General features: G+C 70.7%; 18 protein-coding genes and 1 tRNA gene. 10 read left to right on the forward strand and 9 right to left on the reverse strand.

From position 1 onward, the window contains the following. The first annotated feature begins 63 nt into the window (after window positions 1-63). The gene (locus tag SANBI_RS15910; protein WP_319156747.1) at window positions 64-714 is read left to right on the forward strand and encodes a TetR/AcrR family transcriptional regulator; all 651 of its coding nucleotides are present in this window, start codon (window positions 64-66) and stop codon (window positions 712-714) included. A gap of 65 nt (window positions 715-779) precedes the next feature. Here SANBI_RS15910 and SANBI_RS15915 read toward each other — a convergent pair whose 3' ends face one another. Beyond that, complete coding sequence (locus tag SANBI_RS15915; RefSeq protein ID WP_056127944.1) at window positions 780-1,220, reverse strand: OsmC family peroxiredoxin; 441 nt, start codon at window positions 1,218-1,220, stop codon at window positions 780-782. A gap of 166 nt (window positions 1,221-1,386) precedes the next feature. On the opposite strand from SANBI_RS15915, the gene SANBI_RS15920 reads away from it, so the two are divergent. Further along, the gene (locus tag SANBI_RS15920) at window positions 1,387-2,052 is read left to right on the forward strand and encodes a Pr6Pr family membrane protein (protein WP_319156749.1); all 666 of its coding nucleotides are present in this window, start codon (window positions 1,387-1,389) and stop codon (window positions 2,050-2,052) included. Window positions 2,053-2,059: 7 nt separating this feature from the next. Continuing rightward, entirely contained in the window at window positions 2,060-2,581 is a 522-nt protein-coding gene (locus SANBI_RS15925; protein WP_319156751.1) for a DUF3806 domain-containing protein, read from the forward strand. Between the two features lie 62 nt (window positions 2,582-2,643). On the opposite strand, the gene SANBI_RS15930 is transcribed toward SANBI_RS15925, so the two are convergent. Together SANBI_RS15930 and SANBI_RS15935 are read right to left on the reverse strand one after the other, a co-directional pair. Then, window positions 2,644-4,077 (reverse strand): hypothetical protein, encoded by a 1,434-nt coding sequence (locus SANBI_RS15930; RefSeq protein ID WP_319156753.1) that lies wholly within the window; start codon window positions 4,075-4,077, stop codon window positions 2,644-2,646. After that, window positions 4,077-4,775, reverse strand: coding sequence for an RNA polymerase sigma factor (locus SANBI_RS15935; protein ID WP_319156755.1), 699 nt, complete (start codon window positions 4,773-4,775; stop codon window positions 4,077-4,079). The genes SANBI_RS15930 and SANBI_RS15935 overlap by 1 nt, the downstream gene beginning before the upstream one ends. Before the next feature lie 164 nt (window positions 4,776-4,939). Here SANBI_RS15935 and SANBI_RS15940 point away from each other — a divergent pair, with 164 nt between their 5' ends. Next, window positions 4,940-6,211, forward strand: coding sequence for an MFS transporter (locus tag SANBI_RS15940; RefSeq protein ID WP_319156757.1), 1,272 nt, complete (start codon window positions 4,940-4,942; stop codon window positions 6,209-6,211). A gap of 199 nt (window positions 6,212-6,410) precedes the next feature. On the opposite strand, the gene SANBI_RS15945 is transcribed toward SANBI_RS15940, so the two are convergent. The 4 genes from SANBI_RS15945 to SANBI_RS15960 form a co-directional block, all read right to left on the reverse strand. Next, window positions 6,411-8,090, reverse strand: coding sequence for an ABC transporter substrate-binding protein (locus tag SANBI_RS15945; RefSeq protein WP_319156760.1), 1,680 nt, complete (start codon window positions 8,088-8,090; stop codon window positions 6,411-6,413). Window positions 8,091-8,243: 153 nt separating this feature from the next. Beyond that, the gene (locus SANBI_RS15950; protein ID WP_319156762.1) at window positions 8,244-8,498 is read right to left on the reverse strand and encodes a hypothetical protein; all 255 of its coding nucleotides are present in this window, start codon (window positions 8,496-8,498) and stop codon (window positions 8,244-8,246) included. A gap of 105 nt (window positions 8,499-8,603) precedes the next feature. Next, complete coding sequence (locus tag SANBI_RS15955; RefSeq protein WP_179913583.1) at window positions 8,604-9,035, reverse strand: ImmA/IrrE family metallo-endopeptidase; 432 nt, start codon at window positions 9,033-9,035, stop codon at window positions 8,604-8,606. Window positions 9,036-9,132: 97 nt separating this feature from the next. Next, on the reverse strand, window positions 9,133-9,543 hold the full coding sequence (locus SANBI_RS15960; RefSeq protein WP_056127922.1) for a helix-turn-helix domain-containing protein: 411 nt from the start codon (window positions 9,541-9,543) through the stop codon (window positions 9,133-9,135). Between the two features lie 210 nt (window positions 9,544-9,753). On the opposite strand from SANBI_RS15960, the gene SANBI_RS15965 reads away from it, so the two are divergent. From SANBI_RS15965 to SANBI_RS15990, 6 genes are all read left to right on the forward strand, one after another. After that, window positions 9,754-10,146, forward strand: a complete 393-nt coding sequence (locus SANBI_RS15965; RefSeq protein ID WP_319156766.1) for a WhiB family transcriptional regulator — start codon at window positions 9,754-9,756, stop codon at window positions 10,144-10,146. Beyond that, entirely contained in the window at window positions 10,143-10,514 is a 372-nt protein-coding gene (locus tag SANBI_RS15970) for a hypothetical protein (protein ID WP_056127915.1), read from the forward strand. The genes SANBI_RS15965 and SANBI_RS15970 overlap by 4 nt, the downstream gene beginning before the upstream one ends. An 18-nt stretch (window positions 10,515-10,532) precedes the next feature. Continuing rightward, the gene (locus SANBI_RS15975; RefSeq protein ID WP_319156768.1) at window positions 10,533-10,904 is read left to right on the forward strand and encodes a hypothetical protein; all 372 of its coding nucleotides are present in this window, start codon (window positions 10,533-10,535) and stop codon (window positions 10,902-10,904) included. Between the two features lie 77 nt (window positions 10,905-10,981). Next, window positions 10,982-11,572 carry a peptidoglycan-binding domain-containing protein gene (locus SANBI_RS15980; protein WP_319156770.1) on the forward strand — a complete coding sequence of 197 codons (591 nt, stop codon included), beginning with the start codon at window positions 10,982-10,984 and terminating at the stop codon, window positions 11,570-11,572. 205 nt (window positions 11,573-11,777) lie between these two features. Then, entirely contained in the window at window positions 11,778-12,389 is a 612-nt protein-coding gene (locus SANBI_RS15985) for a M23 family metallopeptidase (RefSeq protein WP_319156773.1), read from the forward strand. 98 nt (window positions 12,390-12,487) lie between these two features. Next, window positions 12,488-13,129 carry a M15 family metallopeptidase gene (locus SANBI_RS15990; protein WP_319156776.1) on the forward strand — a complete coding sequence of 214 codons (642 nt, stop codon included), beginning with the start codon at window positions 12,488-12,490 and terminating at the stop codon, window positions 13,127-13,129. Between the two features lie 64 nt (window positions 13,130-13,193). Here the strand turns inward: SANBI_RS15990 and SANBI_RS15995 are convergent. Both SANBI_RS15995 and SANBI_RS16000 read right to left on the reverse strand, forming a co-directional pair. Continuing rightward, window positions 13,194-13,269, reverse strand: a tRNA-Thr gene (locus SANBI_RS15995). A 204-nt stretch (window positions 13,270-13,473) separates the two neighbouring features. Next, complete coding sequence (locus tag SANBI_RS16000) at window positions 13,474-15,117, reverse strand: alpha/beta hydrolase (RefSeq protein WP_319156778.1); 1,644 nt, start codon at window positions 15,115-15,117, stop codon at window positions 13,474-13,476. Between the last annotated feature and the right edge of the window lie 99 nt (window positions 15,118-15,216).

Raw genomic sequence — 15,216 nt, forward strand, 5'->3', positions numbered from 1 at the left:
GTGGTCAACAAAGAATCTACGACGCTGTTGACCTGAGGTCAACACTGTTGGTAGACAAGAGCCATGAGCCGCGACACACCCCGGACCCGACTCGAGCCTGCCGACCGCCGACGCGAGCTGCTCGTCGTGGCCGAGCGGCTCGCTGCCGCCGACGGGATCGGCAGCCTCAGCACGCAGGCCGTCGCGACGGCCGCCGGGGCCTCGAAGGCGCTGGTGTTCCACTACTTCGGCTCGGTGGTCGGGCTGCAGCGCGCCGTGGTCTCCGCCGCGGTCGACGACCTGCTCGCCGCCCTCGCCGCGACGCAGGGCCCGGTCACCCCCGAACGGCCCGTCGTCGTGCTCGACGCCTTCATCACCACGGTCACCGCCCGCCGGGAGCTGTGGACGGACATCTGGCGGGGTGCGCTCCACGACGACCCCCAGACCCAGGAGATCTTGGCCGACGCCCGCTCGCTCCTCGTCGAGCGCCTCGCCCGCCGCTCGACCGCGGTCCACGCGTCGAGCACCTCGCCCACCCCGGACGCCTCCGGAGGGGACCAGCGGCTCGGCCCCGACGCGCTCGCCCTCCTGTCGCGCGGGTGGGTCGCCCTCGCCGAGAACACGACAGCCGCGTGGCTGGCCGGCAGCCCGCTGACCCAGCACGAGCTGCGCGACCTCCTCGTCCGGACGCTCTCGGCCGTCCTGGGAGACCTCACGGGGCCCCTCCCCCGATGACGCAGCAGGACCGCCGGGCTCGTGCCCGGCGGTCCTGTGCGTCATGGTCTTCTCCTGCTGCCCTGCTACTTCTCGAGCGAGGCGTCCAGCGTGATCGTCGTGCCGGTGAGGGCCTTGGACACCGGGCAGGTGGCCTTCGCGTCCTCGGTCGCCTTGAGGAAGGTCGCCTCGTCGATCCCGGAGACCTCGCCGCGGACCGTGAGCACGATCTTCGTGATCTGGAAGCCGCCGGCGGGGTCGGGGGCGAGCGAGACGTCGGCGCTCACGTCGAGGGAGTCCGGCGTGCCGCCGGCCTCGCCGATGAGCGCGGAGAGCTGCATCGCGTAGCAGGAGGAGTGCGCCGCGGCGATGAGCTCTTCGGGGCTGGTCGTGCCACCCGCCTCGTCAGCTGCGCGCTTGGGGAACGACACGTCGAAGGTCCCCGCCTTCGAGCTGCTGAGCTCGACCTGGCCAGCGCCCTCCTCGAGCGTGCCGTTCCATGCTGTGCGTGCGGTGCGAGTAGGCATGAGGACCTCTTTCACGTCGGGTACGGTTTGTCCCCCTACCGTACCCCTGACCAGGTCCGAGCCCCAGGGCTCGAGCGCACGCACATCTCGCCACCCCGGGACCACCTGCCTAGACTGGCGACGCGCTCCGACAGGCGCGCGAGACGCCTCACCCCCGGGAGACGCAGTGGTCGTCCAGCGCACGTGGCACGCAGCGACAGCCCTCCTCGCCGGGACAGGTGTCGTCATGGAGGTGGTCGTCGCCCTCCTCGACGGGCCCGGCGAGGCAGGATCCATGCTCGAGCGCCTCGTGAGGCTCTTCAGCTATTTCACGATCTTGTCGAACGTCCTCGTGTGCGTCGTCGCGGTCCTGCTCGCGGTCCGGCCGGACCGCGACGGGCGGGTGTTCCGCGTCGCCCGCCTCGACGCGATCCTGTGCATCGCCGTGACGGGCATCGTCTACAACACCGTCCTGCGAGGGCTCGTCGAGCTCTCGGCCGCCGGCGCGGTGTCGAACCTGCTGCTGCACGTGCTCTCCCCCCTGGCCGTCGTCGTCGGCTGGGTGCTGTTCGGGCCGCGCCCGAGGATCGACCGGAGCACCATCGGGTGGTCGCTCGTCGCGCCGCTCGCCTGGATCGCGTACACCTTCGTGCGCGGTGAGATCGTGGGCTGGTACCCGTACCCCTTCCTCGACGCCGCGGAGGACGGCTACGCCTCGGCGCTCCTGAGCACGCTCGTCGTCGCCGTCGTCTTCCTGGTCCTCGCCGCTGGGGCGGGCTGGCTCGACCAGCGGATGAAAGGCGGCGCAGACTCGCCCGGAAATCGTCAAGAACGGGTGACCTCCGGCCGATAGGGAGGGCATGAAGCCACTGCTGCGACCGCACGGACGCACGTCGTCCCCGCAGGCCGACCCGACGCCCGCGGCCCCCGGCCCCGAGGACGGCGCCGTCGTGCTGCGCGAGCCGAGCGTGGTCGAGCTCGTGTGGATGGAAGAGCTCCGCCAGCACCTGCGGGGCCCCGGTGCCGACCTGCGGTCTGTCGGGTACCTCTCGTCCCTCTTCGACGCGTACTGCCGGGCGTGGCACAGGGCACCCGAGTCGGACCGCTGGGACCCCGACTATCTGGTCGGCGCGCTCGGCGTGGCCCTCGGCGACGTCCTCGTCAAGCAGTGCGGCAGCAGCCGCTGGCAGGTGGTGGCCGACGAGCCGCGCACGACAGTCGCCGTGCGCAACGACCTCTTCCGCCGGACCTTCTTCCCTGTCGACGCCGTCGCCCGCCGGTGGCTCACGGCCGAGCTCGGGTGGATGCCCGCCTTCGTCCAGTCGGCCGGCGCTCAGCTGCAGCGCGGCGCGCTGCGCACCCTGGCGTCCCAGAACCGCTGAGCGGCTGGACCGCTGGGCGGCCGACCAGCTGAGCAGCTGGGCGGCCAACCACAGTCAGCACCTCAGCGCTGGGCCGCGAAGTCCAGGTGCTCCTCGGTGACGGCCACGACGGTCCAGCCGCTGCCGTCGTCTCCCGTGAGCCTGTAGGCCGGCACGAGGGCGACAGACCCGTCGGCCGCGTAGACCGTGGTGGTCGTGAGCTCGGCTCCGGTGATCGCCACCTCGGCGACAGGCCACGAGAAGCTGGTCCCCGGGGTCAGGGTCGGCGGGACCGTCGGGACGGCGGCGGGGTCCTCAGAAGGCACCTCGGCCGAGTCGACCCCGATGCCGGGGTCGAGCATCTCGGGCGTCTGGACGTCGGCCCTGGCGGAGGGCTGGTCCGCGAGGATCGAGAAGTCCGGGGTCGCGCCGAAGCGGGGGTCGGTCAACCGGGACACGGCGGTCGTGGGGCCGACGACGTCGTAGGTGCCGAGGTCGACGAGGGGCGCGAGGGTCCCGCTCAGGCTGTAGATCCCCTCGCTCGAGACGCTGAGCTGCCACGTCTGGCCGGTCGCCCCGGGGCCGGCGACAGGGTACGCGGTGACAGTCGTGACGTTCTGCGTGCCGGTGTCCTCGACGGTCAGCGTGTAGCCGGCCGGGTCGACGCCGAGAGTCGTCATCATGTCGGCGAGCTGCGCGGTGGCGGTCGCGCCGTCGACGGCGACGGCCGTCGAACCTTCGACCCACGGGTCCTGCGTCGGGTCGCTGTAGTAGAAGCTCGTCGCGGCGTCGGGCTGCACGTCGAGGGTCGGGCCCGTCCAGTCGGTCGACCCGAGGTGCCACGCCCCGTAGACGAGCTCGGGGGTGCCCTCGAGCCCGACCAGGGCTGCGATCGCCGAGGCCTTCTCCGAGGTGAAGGCTGCCGACGAGTCGTAGCCGTAGGCGGTGGCTGTGCCCGGCTCGTCGCCGAGGCCGACAGCCGTGAAGAGCGTCCGCATCCCGCCGAAGGGCGCGATCATCGACCTGTCGGCCTGCGAGGCAGCGCTCTCCTCGGTCGACGGTGCGCCGAGACCCTGCTGGTCGCCCGCGGCTGGACCAGCCGGGACGGGGAGAGCCGGTGCGTCGGCAGCCTCGCTCCCGACGCCACCCGCCGTCGGCTCCGGGTCTGAGCCCTGGGCGCCGAAGGCGTATCCGGCGGTCCCCACGGCGACCACGCCGACTGCGGCGGCTGCGACCTGGAGCCAGCGCGAGGGCCGACGGCGTGCGCGGGCTGCAGCGAGGTCGACGACCCCCGGCTGGGCGGACGCAGAGCCCTGGGGCTCGTCAGGTGCGCCGCCAGCGGCACGCACCCCGACCGGCTCGTCGCCGGTCGACGCCGCGATCTTGCTGGTCACAACGGCCCGGATCGCGGAGAGGTCGGGCTCGGCGGTCGCTGCGGGATCGGCTGCACGGAGCCTGTCGTAGGCCTCGTCAGGCTCGTCGCCGTGCTGCTGGGGGGTGCGGTCGGTGGTGTCCATCATGTCCTCCTGGGGGCTGGGCCACCCTGTCGGCCCGTCACCCTGTCTGTGTCGTCAGCGTCGTCGTCCTTGCGCGTCGTACCCTGCGGAAGCTGCGGAGGCTCCGGGTCCGGCAGGTCGGTCGCACCGTCAGCGCGACCGTCAGCCGGTGACCTGCCGACGGACGTGGGACCGGGCTTCTCCGTCGCCGCCTCGGTCCCTTCCTCCTGCGCCTCCCAGGCGGCTCGCAACCGGCTGCGGGCCCTGGACAGCGCTGCGTCGGCGCCACCGCGCGAGATGCCGAGAGTCTCCGCGAGCCCGTCGCCGTCCACACCGTCCCAGGCCGTGAGCAGCAAGATCTCGCGGTCGCGGTCCGAGAGCGAGGCGAGTGCGGCCCGCACCTCGAGGTCCGCGACGACGAGGATCTCGGGCGACGTCTGATCGGGGTCTTCGGGGAGAACCTCGACGAGCACGGGGCGCGAACGGCGGTGGTGGTTGGCGACGGTGAAGGCCGCGGTCCTGTAGAGCCAGGCGAGCTCGTGCCCCTCGGGGACCTCCTCCCGCCGGCGCCACGCGACGGTCAGCACGTCGGCCGTGAGGTCGTCGACGTCGTCGCGCGCAGCACGGCGCGCGACATACCTGTAGACGCTGCGCGCATGCTCGCGGAACAGCGCGTCGAACCAGGCCTCGTCGCGGTCTGGGCGGGTCTCGGGCGTCACACGGTCCTCCGGACGTCTCTGCCTGGCGGCCTGCCAGGCATCGTCGGCATGCTCGATGCCGTGACTGGACTGTGTCATCAGCCCGCGCTCTCTTGCACGAGGTCAGGTCTCGGTATGGTCACGGTCTGGCGGAGGGCGGGTCCAGGTCCTCGCCCGGTAGGAGCATGGGCACGCGAAGATCGGCGCGGGCCGGGGAGCGTAACCTGTCATCGATCATCACGACGACATCAGGAGCAAACATCTCGAAACGCGCACGCATCTACGGGACGAGCGGGCTGCTCCTCCTCGCGATGCTGGTCTACGCCCTCAACCTGCGGGCCCCCTTCATCTCCCTCGCGCCGATCGTCACGACGGTCGCCGACGGACTCGGGGTCACGCCGGAGACCGTCGGGATCCTCACCGGGATCCCGGTCCTCTGCTTCGCCCTCGTCGCCCCTTTCGCCTCGATGCTCATCGGGCGGGTCGGGATCGAGCGCGCCATCGCCCTCTCGCTCTTCGCGGTGTTCGTCGGGACCTGCGTGCGCTCGGCCGGCGGCTTCGAGATGGCGGTCGTGGGCACCGTGATCATCGGTGCGGCGATCACGATCGGCAACGTCGCGGTCCCCGTCCTCATCGCGCGGGACTTCTCGCAGTCCGCCGGGGCCGTGACAGGTCTGTACACAGGGGCGCTCAACCTCGGCTCGGTCGTCACCACGCTCGTCACAGCACCGTTGGCCGCGTCCTTCGGGTGGCGCTGGGCTCTCGTCGCGTGGGGCCTGGTGATGATCGCCGCAGCGGTCCTGTGGCAGCGCGCGACGGCCGGACGCGAGAAGGTGCCCGTCGTCCTGGTGCCCGCGCACGGGACCTCCGACGCCGAGCTCGGGCCCGTCTGGCGGCGCGGTATCGCGTGGTGCCTGACGCTCACCTTCGTCGGACAGGCCTTCTCCTACTACGCAGTCACCACCTGGTTGCCCAAGATCCTCACGGACACCCAGGGCATGAGCGACTCGGGTGCGGGTGGCGCCGCGTCGATCTTCCAGTTCTTCGGCATCGTCGGAGGTGTCGGGGTCCCGCTGCTCATGTCGCGCCGGATGCCGCTGCGCGCGGTCTTCGCCTGCATGAGCGTGCTCTGGCTCTCGCTCCCCGTCGGCCTGCTCGTGGCCCCTCACCTGTGGCCGCTGTGGGCCGCTCTCGCCGGGATGTCCCAGGGGGGCAACTTCACGGTGATCTTCACGCTCGTGGTCCAGCGGTCACGGTCGCAGAGCGAGGCCAGGCGGATGTCGGCGATGATCCAGGGACTCGGCTACAGCGCCGCTGCCGCCGGGCCGTACGCCATCGGCGCCCTGCACACAGCCACAGACGGATGGACCGTCCCGCTGTTCGTCGTCCTCGGGGCGCTGACGATCATGACTGTCAGCGGGCTCCTCGCGACGGGCGCACGCCGCGAGACCGCGTAGTCGCCACGCCTCCGGTGCCGTCGTGCGGTCAGACGGCTCGCGAGGGTCTGGGCAGCGGACGCACCGTCGTCTGCGGTCCGTCGTCTGCGGTCTCCCTGGCTTTCACCCCGGACAGACGACGAGAGAGGCCGGGCGTTCGCGGCGCCCGGCCTCTCTCGTCGTCTGCTGGTGGCGCGCGGCGGCGCGCCGGCCGGCAGCCCTAGTCCACAGGTTCCAGGGTGGACAGGATCAGACCGGCGGCCGTCGGGGTGAACGGTGCCGGGAAGGCGTAGAGGTCGTCCTCGGTCGGCCAGCCCGTGAAGTGCTCCGTGTCGTAGAAGGTCTGCGACGCGGAGAGGATCAGCGGGATGTACGGCAGGTCTTCGACGATCTTCTCCTGGATCACGCCGTAGGCCTCGAGCTTGGTCGCCGCGTCGTCGGTCACCGAGGCGGCCTCGACAGCCGCGTCGACCTCGGGGTCGGCGTACCGCGAGAAGTTCCAGGCACCGAGCGGGACCTCTTCGCCCACCGGGGCCGTCGTCCCCGTCGTGAACCAGTCGTGGTAGATCTGGAACGGGTCGGCGACCGACGTGCCGCTCACCCCGCCGATGATCAGCTGGAACTCACCGCTCTGGCGGGCGTCGGCGAACTCGCTCTGCGAGACCGTCGTCGCCGTGACCTGGATGCCTGCAGCCGAGACCTGCTCGGCGATGAGCTTGGCCGCGGAGTTGTAGTCGTTCCAGCCGTCGACCGAGACGAGGGTCATCTCGAGCCGCTGGCCGTCCTTGGCGTAGACGCCGTCGGCGTCCGGGGCGTAGCCGGCCTCTTCGAGGATGGCCTGGGCGGCCTCGACGTCGCTCTGCTGCGGGCTCTGGGACGGCATGCCCGGCGCCACCCACTGGTCGTCACGTCCTGGCAGGGCGAAGGTCGGGGACGCCGCCCCGCCGACGCCGGCGAAGGCCTTCTCGTTGATCGACGACCTGTCCAGGGCCGCGTCGATCGCCTGGCGGACGGCGACGTCCGTCTGGGGGCCCTCGCACCCCATCTCGGCGTTCGCGCAGGTGTAGATGACCGTCGCGGTGCTGTAGAGCGGCAGGTACCCCATGCGGCCGTCGGCCGTGATCGACTCGGGCTCGGGCGAGAACATGCTGACCCAGTCGATCTTCCCCGTGCGGATGAGGTCTTCGGCCGACTGGTTGCTGTCGATGCCGAGGTAGCGGACCTTCTTGACGGCGGGCTTGCCCTCTTCGCGGTACTCGGGGTTCGCGACGATCGTGTAGGCCGAGGTCGAGACGTTGTCGACGATGTACGGTCCGGTGCCCACGGGCTCGGCGTCGGCGTAGGCCGTGGTGTCCTCGATCGTGGACCAGATGTGCTCGGGGACGATGTAGGTCGACCCGAGGACCGTGAACTCGTTGGTGTACTGCGGGCCGTCGAAGACGAACTTCACAGTGGTCTCGTCGACGGCCTCGACCGAGGTGATCCACTCCTGCGAGGCGAAGGGCTGCTCGAAGGTGAAGACCACGTCGTCGGCCGTGAAGGGCTCGCCGTCGCTCCAGGTGACACCCGACTTCAGGGTGACCGTGAGCTCGGAGCCCGTGTCGTCGAAGGCGAAGGACTCTCCGAGCAACGGTGTCGGGTCTCCGGCGGCACCCTTGTTGTAGTAGTACAGCGTCTCGTAGATCGCCCCTGACGACGCGTGCAGCGCTGTCGGCGAGTACGGGTTGAAGTTGGCGGTGATCGGCGTCTGGCTCCCGGCGAAGACGTTGAGCACGCGGTCTTCGCCCTCGCCGCCGCCTGCTCCGGCGCCGCTGCTGGAGCACCCGGCGACCACCAGCGTCATGCTCGAGGCCAGCGCCACCGCGGCCAGAGCTCGGTTGCGCCCCGTGGATAGAAACATCATCGGTCCTCTCGTCCAGGGCGACGCGGACGCGTCGCCGCCTCCCTGCGGAGGCTCTGGATGCAATCTAGCAAAGAACCTTCAGAGATTCTCCCGAGTTAGTAACTTCGCTACATGATCGAAACATGCGGTGACCTCCCGGACACACGAGCCTCACTCTGAGGCGTCTGCGGCCTCCTGCGCCCGGCGGTCTCGCACGAACTCTCGGAGGTACTCGATCATGTCGGGCGAGGGTGACGAGCCGAGGCCGAACTCGGCGGCGAGCTCTTCGGGCGTGGGCTCGTCGTCGGGGTCCGGGTCGGGGCCCACGAGCGCGCGGAGCGACTCCGCGAGCCACCGCACCTCCTCGGGACCGACGGGCTCGCCGCCTGAGATCTTCGCCTCGATCGAACGGAGCGTGGGGGCCATGGGTCCTCCTGGGTCGGTGCACCGCGGTGGGCACCTGTGAGCCGGTGCCGCTACGGGTCGTCGAGCGCCGACGACCTCGTCGAGGCTACCCGCGGCCGCGCGAGGTCAGCCCGCGCTGCGCGAGACGCGGGCCTCGATCTTCGCGCGGTCCCGAGGGTGCATCTTCTCGACCCTGCGGACCAAGACCTCGACGGGCACGTCGAGCTGGTCGGCCACGGCGGCCGTGTCCCCCGGGTAGGCGGCGACGGCGTCGGCGATGACGTCGACGTTGCCGAGCAGCCGGCGCGCCGCGAGCATGTCAGCCTCGCGCTCGACCCGCCGCGCAAAATACCCCTCGACGAGCGAGACGTGCCCGAGGTCGACGTGCGCGAGCTCGTGCGCCAGCGTCGCCCGGCGCCACGGGCGGTCCAGGTTCTCGTCGATGAGGATCATGTTCTCGCTGCGCACCCAGACGCCGCGCGCCGGTGCGATGTCGCACCGCTCGATGTCCAGGTGCGGATGACGCACCTCGGCGTCCCTCCACGGGCTGTAGCTCATGCAGACCCCCTCTGCCTCGCGTCCGGCTGACGCCGGGACAGACCATCCTGCGCCCGACCGCTGACACGGACCCCGCCGGCCAGCCCTGAGCGGCACCTCAGAGGGCACCTCGTGAGCGGCGGATCTCCCGGGCCCGCTCGAGATAGGTGAGCTTTGCGGCAGCGACGGCCTCGGCGCGCTCGCTCGGGTCGAGGTCGGAGAAGACCTCCGGGTCGATGTCGAGCAGGACGCCCGAGGCAGGCGAGTCCGCGGGCTCGCCCGGCGCGTCGACGTCGCCGCTCAGGTCCTCGCCCGCACCGAGCCTGTCCAGGCGACCGGGCGGCCAGCCGAGGAAGGCCTCGATCTTGCCGAGGCTGCCGCTGCGCGGCCAGCGGACCCCGTTGAGGAAGTCGTTGACCGTGTCGACGGAGAGACCGCCCTGGATCGCCAGCTGGCGGGGTGTCACCCCGCGTCGCCGCAGCTCGGTGGCCACGGCCTCACGGGCCCTGTCGTCGTGGTCGAGAGGCATGAGGGCTCCCTTTCGCGTCGGTCCGTCGTCTTCAGGGCACCCTACACCAAAGACGCGGGATTATGACCGGAGATGATGGGCGCAACAGAACTTGTTCGTGCGAGACGACGAAGTAGCACGTTGAACTTGTCGGAACATGGTGTAACCATCGATGGCACCCGACACCGACGAACGACGCCGGAGGACGACCTGACCGACCGAAGGACGCTCATGGACACACCCACTCTCACCCGACCCGAGACCACCCCGACAGCGCGCACCGCCCCTCCCGAGACCACCTCTCACGAGACAGCCCCCCGAGCCACGCTCCGGCGCCTCGAGCTGGACTGGGTCGACGACGCCGCCTGCGACGGCGCAGACCCGGCGCTGTTCGACCCCGTCAACCGGCACGTCGCGGCCCGCGCGACCGCGGTCTGCGCCGCCTGCCCGGTCCGCCGCGCCTGCCTGCTCGACGCCCTCGAGGACGAAGAAGACACCGCCTACGGTCCGTGGCTGGTCCGCGGGGGCATGACCCCCAAAGAACGCCGGGACCTCCGCGGCCCCTCGCGCGCAGCACTCGTCGACGAGCTGCGGGACTCGCTGGCACCGGTACCGGTCCGATGAGCTGGGTGCCGACGGCCGTGAGCCTCGTCGTCGGCACCGTCGGGGCCGGCGGCCTGGCAGCGCTGCTCCGGGTCGCCCACGACCACGCGATCGCCCGACGCACGGCCCTGCGCGACGACGACGCCGCCGGCGACGCGCACTGGTCGTCCCTCGTCGAGGCCCAGACCCGCTCGCTGCTCGAACCGCTCCAGCAGCAGGTCGACAGGCACGCCGCCCGGATCGGCGAGCTCGAGGCCGAGGTCCGCGAGGTGCGCGACCGCCACTGGCGCGCGCTGCGCCTCATCAACGCGCTCTACGCGCACATCGCGCGGCACAGCGCCCCAGACGCACCGCCGCCGCCCCCGCTCCCCGCCGACCTCGGCGACTGAACCGGTCTGGAGGACCACATGAGCACCGATGACCCGACCACCACAGAGAGTCGACCCGACCCGCCACCGACCGACCTGCCGCCCACCGCCCCCGAGCACAGCGACCTCGTGACGTCGTGGCTGCGGACGACGGTCCCGACGATCTGGGGAGCGACGGTCACCGCGATCCTGGCCTCCGCGGGGCCGCACCTGCCCGCCTGGGCTGCGGGGCCGCTCGAATCGGCGCTCGGCGACGAGTCGACAGCCCTCCTGGTGACCGTCACGGCGGTCGCCGTGTGGCACGCAGCCTGGCGTCGGGTCGAGACGCACGTGCCCCGGTGGGTGGCCCGTGCCGCCCTGGGGTCGTCTCGTCGCCCGACATACACCCGGCCCCTCAAGTCCTCGCCATAGATTCTCCGTGATCAAGCGTGAGGCCTTGCATCATCAGGGCTGCTCGCCTCCCCGACCTCGACCCCAGGAGACCCCACATGGCCCTGTCACGACAGCTCACCCCCACCCCCGTCCTGCTCGACTTCCTCGCATGGGCCGCACGCTCTGGCTATTCCGTCCGAGAGCACCCGGCCTACGGAGGCGTGACGCCCGGCGTGCACAGAACCGGCTCGTGGCACGCCGACGGCCTCGCCGCAGACCTCAACCACGGCCCGAACGGACCGGCCGAACGAGCACGGCTGATCGTCGCCCTCGGCGAGGCCGAGCAGCGTGGGCTCGCGACCACCTATGCCCGCGACGGGACGGTCGGATCGGCGAGCGGCCACCAGAACCACCTGCACGTCGACGTCGGCGAGTGGTCGAACCTCGGGCGAGGGCTGGTGCGGCGCACCCCGCCGACACGCTCGTCTGCGACAGCCGTGGCGCGACCGGCAGCCCCAGGGGACCCGGTGCTGCGCTCGGTCCAGGCCCGGCTCAACCGCGACTACCCGGCCTATTCGCGCCTCGTCGTCGACGGCGTCGAGGGACCGGCGACCCGAACGGCCGTCGCGGAGTTCCAGCGCAGGTCAGGCCTCGTCCCGGACGGTGTCGCGGGACCTCTCACACGCGTGCGGCTGGGCCTCCCCTGAGGAGCCGAGAGCAACCCGAGCAGGGTCTGGGACATCACGAGACCCCTCGTGGGTTCGTACACGTGTTCGACCCCGATCGACACGCTGCAGTCCCAGAGAGTCGGTCGGACCGGCCGGGACACAGCGCACCGATCACCATCCGCACGACACGGAGGCGGGACCACCCGACCTCCAGATCATCACCCGACAAAGAAAGGAGAACACCATGTGGAGCAACCCGTGCACCGGGCCGATCACCTCACCGTTCGGCCCGCGCACCCCGCCTGCCGGGGGAGCTTCCTCGATGCACCTCGGCACGGACATCGGCGCACCAGCCGGGACACCGGTCTACGCAGCCGCCGCTGGGACCGTCACGTTCTCGCAGTTCACCCCCACCGGGGGCAACGAGGTCTGGATCCAGCACACCGAGGGGATCCTCACGAAGTACCTGCACCACTCGACAGTCCTCGTCTCACGCGGGCAGGTCGTCACGCAGGGACAGCAGATCGGCACCGTCGGAAAGACCGGCACCGCCACGGGCAACCACCTGCACTTCGAGACGCACGTGAACGGCACCCCGCAGGACCCGCAGCCGTTCATGGCCGCCCGGGGGATCGCCCTCGGGACCGGCGCACCCACCACCGCACGACCACTGGAAGGACGAAAGATGATCTACCGCTCTGGAGGCCGCTACGCCTCGCTGGTCCACGGGATCTACGCACACAACGGCAGCTGGGTCGAGCTCGCCTCCGCCGAGGAACGCACCAACCTCATGCGGGCAGGCGTCCCCGAGGTCTGGATCCTCGAGGTGACGCTGTACAACCTCATCCACAGCTGACCGGTCCGAGCAGGTCGACAGGGTCGACCACCGTCACCGCACGACTCCGCACATCCGCACATCCGCACATCCGCACGGACAACAGAAGGAGGTACGACATGGCGACGTCCCAGAACGGCTGGACCGTCATCACGTCTGGCACTGACACCCGGCTCGCGCCGTTCCCCTGGGTGACAGGCAGGGTGCTCACCGGACCGGTCTTCACGGTCCTCGAGCACGTCGCCCGCAGGTTCGACGCGACCGTCGAGAAGATCTCGGTCCCGAGCTCGTGGGGCTGGGCGAACCGCACCATCGAAGGCAGCTCGGACGTGTCCAACCACGCGTCCGGCACAGCGATCGACCTCAACGCTCCCGCGCACCCGCTGGGGGCGAGCGGCACCTTCACGGCCGCGCAGGTCACAGCGATCCGGAACATCCTCGGAGAGGTCTCACCCGCCGTCCGCTGGGGCGGCGACTACTCGGGCCGCAAGGACGAGATGCACTTCGAGATCACCACCGACTCCGCCACCGTGGCGGCAGTCGCAGCACGACTCACCACCCTCACCGCACAACCACTGGAAGGACGAAAGATGATCTACCGCGCTGGAGGCCGCTACGCCTCGCTGGTCCACGGGATCTACGCACACAACGGCAGCTGGGTCGAGCTTGCCTCGGCCGAGGAACGCACCAACCTCATGCGGGCAGGCGTCCCCGAGGTCTGGATCCTCGAGGCGACGCTGTACAACATGATCCACAGCTGACCCTGTTGTAGGAACCGCGACGGCCCGGTCCCCCCGCAAATGGGGACCGGGCCGTTCGTGGTGCTGGAGCCGCCTATCAGAATCGAACTGATGACCTTCTCATTACGAGTGAGACGCTCTACCGACTGAGCTAAGGCGGCCGACCTCTCCTGTGCCCGGAGACGAGTCACTGACACAGGTGAAGAACCGCGCTCAGCCTACAAGCGATCTGCCGCGACGCCAAAACGACAGACTGTGTGATGCTCCGCACGTCCCGTGACCAGCCGCGACGTGCGGCACACGCCGCGCAGTGCACGTCACCTCGAGGCCCTGCGACCAGGGCCCCGAGACAGCCTTCAGGCCGGTCAGCAGACCAGGCCTTCGTCGGGGACGGTCCCGTCGACGAAGTACTCGTCCACGGTGTCGAGGACGCAGGAGTTCGACTGGCCGTAGGCCGTGTGGCCCTCACCCTCGTAGGTGACGAGGACACCGGACTCGAGCTGCTCGGCCAGGCCCTGCGCCCACACGTAGGGGGTCGCGGGGTCGTTCGTCGTGCCGACGACGAGGATCGGCGCGGCGCCGCTCGCGGCGAGGTCGCCGGTCTTCTCGGCCTGCGGGAAGGGCCAGTCCGCGCAGCCCAGACCGCCGTAGGTGAAGAACTGCCCGACCGTCGGGGCCTCCGCCTCGATCTCGGCAGCCTCGGCGTCGAGCGTCGCCATGTCGACCTCGGTGCGGGAGTCGAGGCAGTTGATCGCCCGGAAGGCCTCGCCCTGGTTGTCGGCGTAGGTGCCGTCAGAGTTGCGGGAGTTGTAGCTGTCGGCCGAGGCGAGCAGTCCGCTGCCGTCCCCCTCGGAGATCGCCGAGTCGAGGGCGTCCGTGAGCTGCCCCCAGAGCTGCTGGGAGTACAGCGGCTGGGCGATGCCGTAGAAGGCGAGGGTCTGCGTCAGCGGGCGCGCCGGGTCGCCTGTCGGCATGGGGTTGGCGAGGATCTGGTCGAGCAGACCGGACACCTGCGCGAGCGCCTCGTCGGTCGTCCCGGTGAGCGGGCAGCTGCCGCTCGCGAGGCAGTCCTCGACGAAGGCCGTGAGGGCGTTCTCGAAGCCGACGGCCTGCTGCAGGCTCATCTCGTGGTCGGTGAGGCGCAGGTCGATCGCACCGTCGAGGACCATCCGGCCCACGTTCTCCGGGTACAGACCGGCGTAGGTCGCCCCGAGCTGGGTGCCGTAGGAGTAGCCGAGGTAGTTGAGCTTCTCGTCGCCGACCACGTGGCGGATGACGTCCATGTCGCGCGCCGAGGACTGCGTGTCGACCTCGCCGAGCACCGGACCGGTGTTCTCCAGGCACTTCTCGCCGAAGACCTTCGCGTCGGCGCGCATCTCGGCGAGCCCTGCAGCGTCGGAGGTGTAGGTCTTCGCGTCGGAGACGTCACGCTCGGCGTCGGACAGGCAGCTCACGGGGCTGGACTCGCCGACACCGCGCGGGTCGAAGCCGAGCACGTCGAAGTTCTCGAGCAGCGGCTGGCCGAAGAGGAAGGGCACGTACTGCACGAACTCCACACCCGAGCCGCCGGGACCGCCGGGGTTGATGAGCACGGTGCCCTGCTTCTCGCCCGAGGCGCGGTAGCGCTTGGCACCGAGCGTGATGGTGTCGGCGGCGGGGTCGTCCCAGTCGAAGGGCACCTCGATGTCGGCGCACTCGAAGCCGCTGCCGCAGTCGGACCAGTCGACAGTCTGCTCGTAGAAGGGCAGGAGGTCTGCGTCGATCCCGTCGGTGCTCAGCGCATCGCCCGACGGAGCCGTGGTGCCCGTGTCGGCCTGCTGGTCCACGTCGGTCTGGACCTTCGAGCCGGGGTCGCTGCACGCCGCGAGGACGAGGGAGACGCCGGCGAGGGCAGCCGCAGCGCGCAGCAGCCTGCTGCGGCGCGGGGCCGGGCTGGCGGGCAGCGCGGCGGAGCCGGGCGCAGAGGGTGCTGGAGAGGACGCAGGTGTCGCATGGAGGGCTGAGGTCACGGAGCCAACCTATCGACTGCACGTCGTCGTGCCCAACGAGACGACCGTCCTGTGGACCACAGACCGGACGATGGCCCTGTGGACCATCACCACCAGCCG

This window comes from Sanguibacter biliveldensis, from assembly GCF_033798665.1.
GTDB lineage: Bacteria > Actinomycetota > Actinomycetes > Actinomycetales > Cellulomonadaceae > Sanguibacter > Sanguibacter inulinus.

Bases quoted from the DNA above. Each gene is read 5' to 3' on its own strand.
- SANBI_RS15910 (WP_319156747.1), top strand. From the start codon at position 64: ATGAGCCGCGACACACCCCGGACCCGACTCGAGCCTGCCGACCGCCGA.
- SANBI_RS15915 (WP_056127944.1), bottom strand. From the start codon at position 1,220: ATGCCTACTCGCACCGCACGCACAGCATGGAACGGCACGCTCGAGGAG.
- SANBI_RS15925 (WP_319156751.1), top strand. From the start codon at position 2,060: ATGAAGCCACTGCTGCGACCGCACGGACGCACGTCGTCCCCGCAGGCC.
- SANBI_RS15930 (WP_319156753.1), bottom strand. From the start codon at position 4,077: ATGGACACCACCGACCGCACCCCCCAGCAGCACGGCGACGAGCCTGAC.
- SANBI_RS15940 (WP_319156757.1), top strand. From the start codon at position 4,940: ATGGGCACGCGAAGATCGGCGCGGGCCGGGGAGCGTAACCTGTCATCG.
- SANBI_RS15945 (WP_319156760.1), bottom strand. From the start codon at position 8,090: ATGTTTCTATCCACGGGGCGCAACCGAGCTCTGGCCGCGGTGGCGCTG.
- SANBI_RS15950 (WP_319156762.1), bottom strand. From the start codon at position 8,498: ATGGCCCCCACGCTCCGTTCGATCGAGGCGAAGATCTCAGGCGGCGAG.
- SANBI_RS15955 (WP_179913583.1), bottom strand. From the start codon at position 9,035: ATGAGCTACAGCCCGTGGAGGGACGCCGAGGTGCGTCATCCGCACCTG.
- SANBI_RS15960 (WP_056127922.1), bottom strand. From the start codon at position 9,543: ATGCCTCTCGACCACGACGACAGGGCCCGTGAGGCCGTGGCCACCGAG.
- SANBI_RS15965 (WP_319156766.1), top strand. From the start codon at position 9,754: ATGGACACACCCACTCTCACCCGACCCGAGACCACCCCGACAGCGCGC.
- SANBI_RS15970 (WP_056127915.1), top strand. From the start codon at position 10,143: ATGAGCTGGGTGCCGACGGCCGTGAGCCTCGTCGTCGGCACCGTCGGG.
- SANBI_RS15975 (WP_319156768.1), top strand. From the start codon at position 10,533: ATGAGCACCGATGACCCGACCACCACAGAGAGTCGACCCGACCCGCCA.
- SANBI_RS15980 (WP_319156770.1), top strand. From the start codon at position 10,982: ATGGCCCTGTCACGACAGCTCACCCCCACCCCCGTCCTGCTCGACTTC.
- SANBI_RS15985 (WP_319156773.1), top strand. From the start codon at position 11,778: ATGTGGAGCAACCCGTGCACCGGGCCGATCACCTCACCGTTCGGCCCG.
- SANBI_RS15990 (WP_319156776.1), top strand. From the start codon at position 12,488: ATGGCGACGTCCCAGAACGGCTGGACCGTCATCACGTCTGGCACTGAC.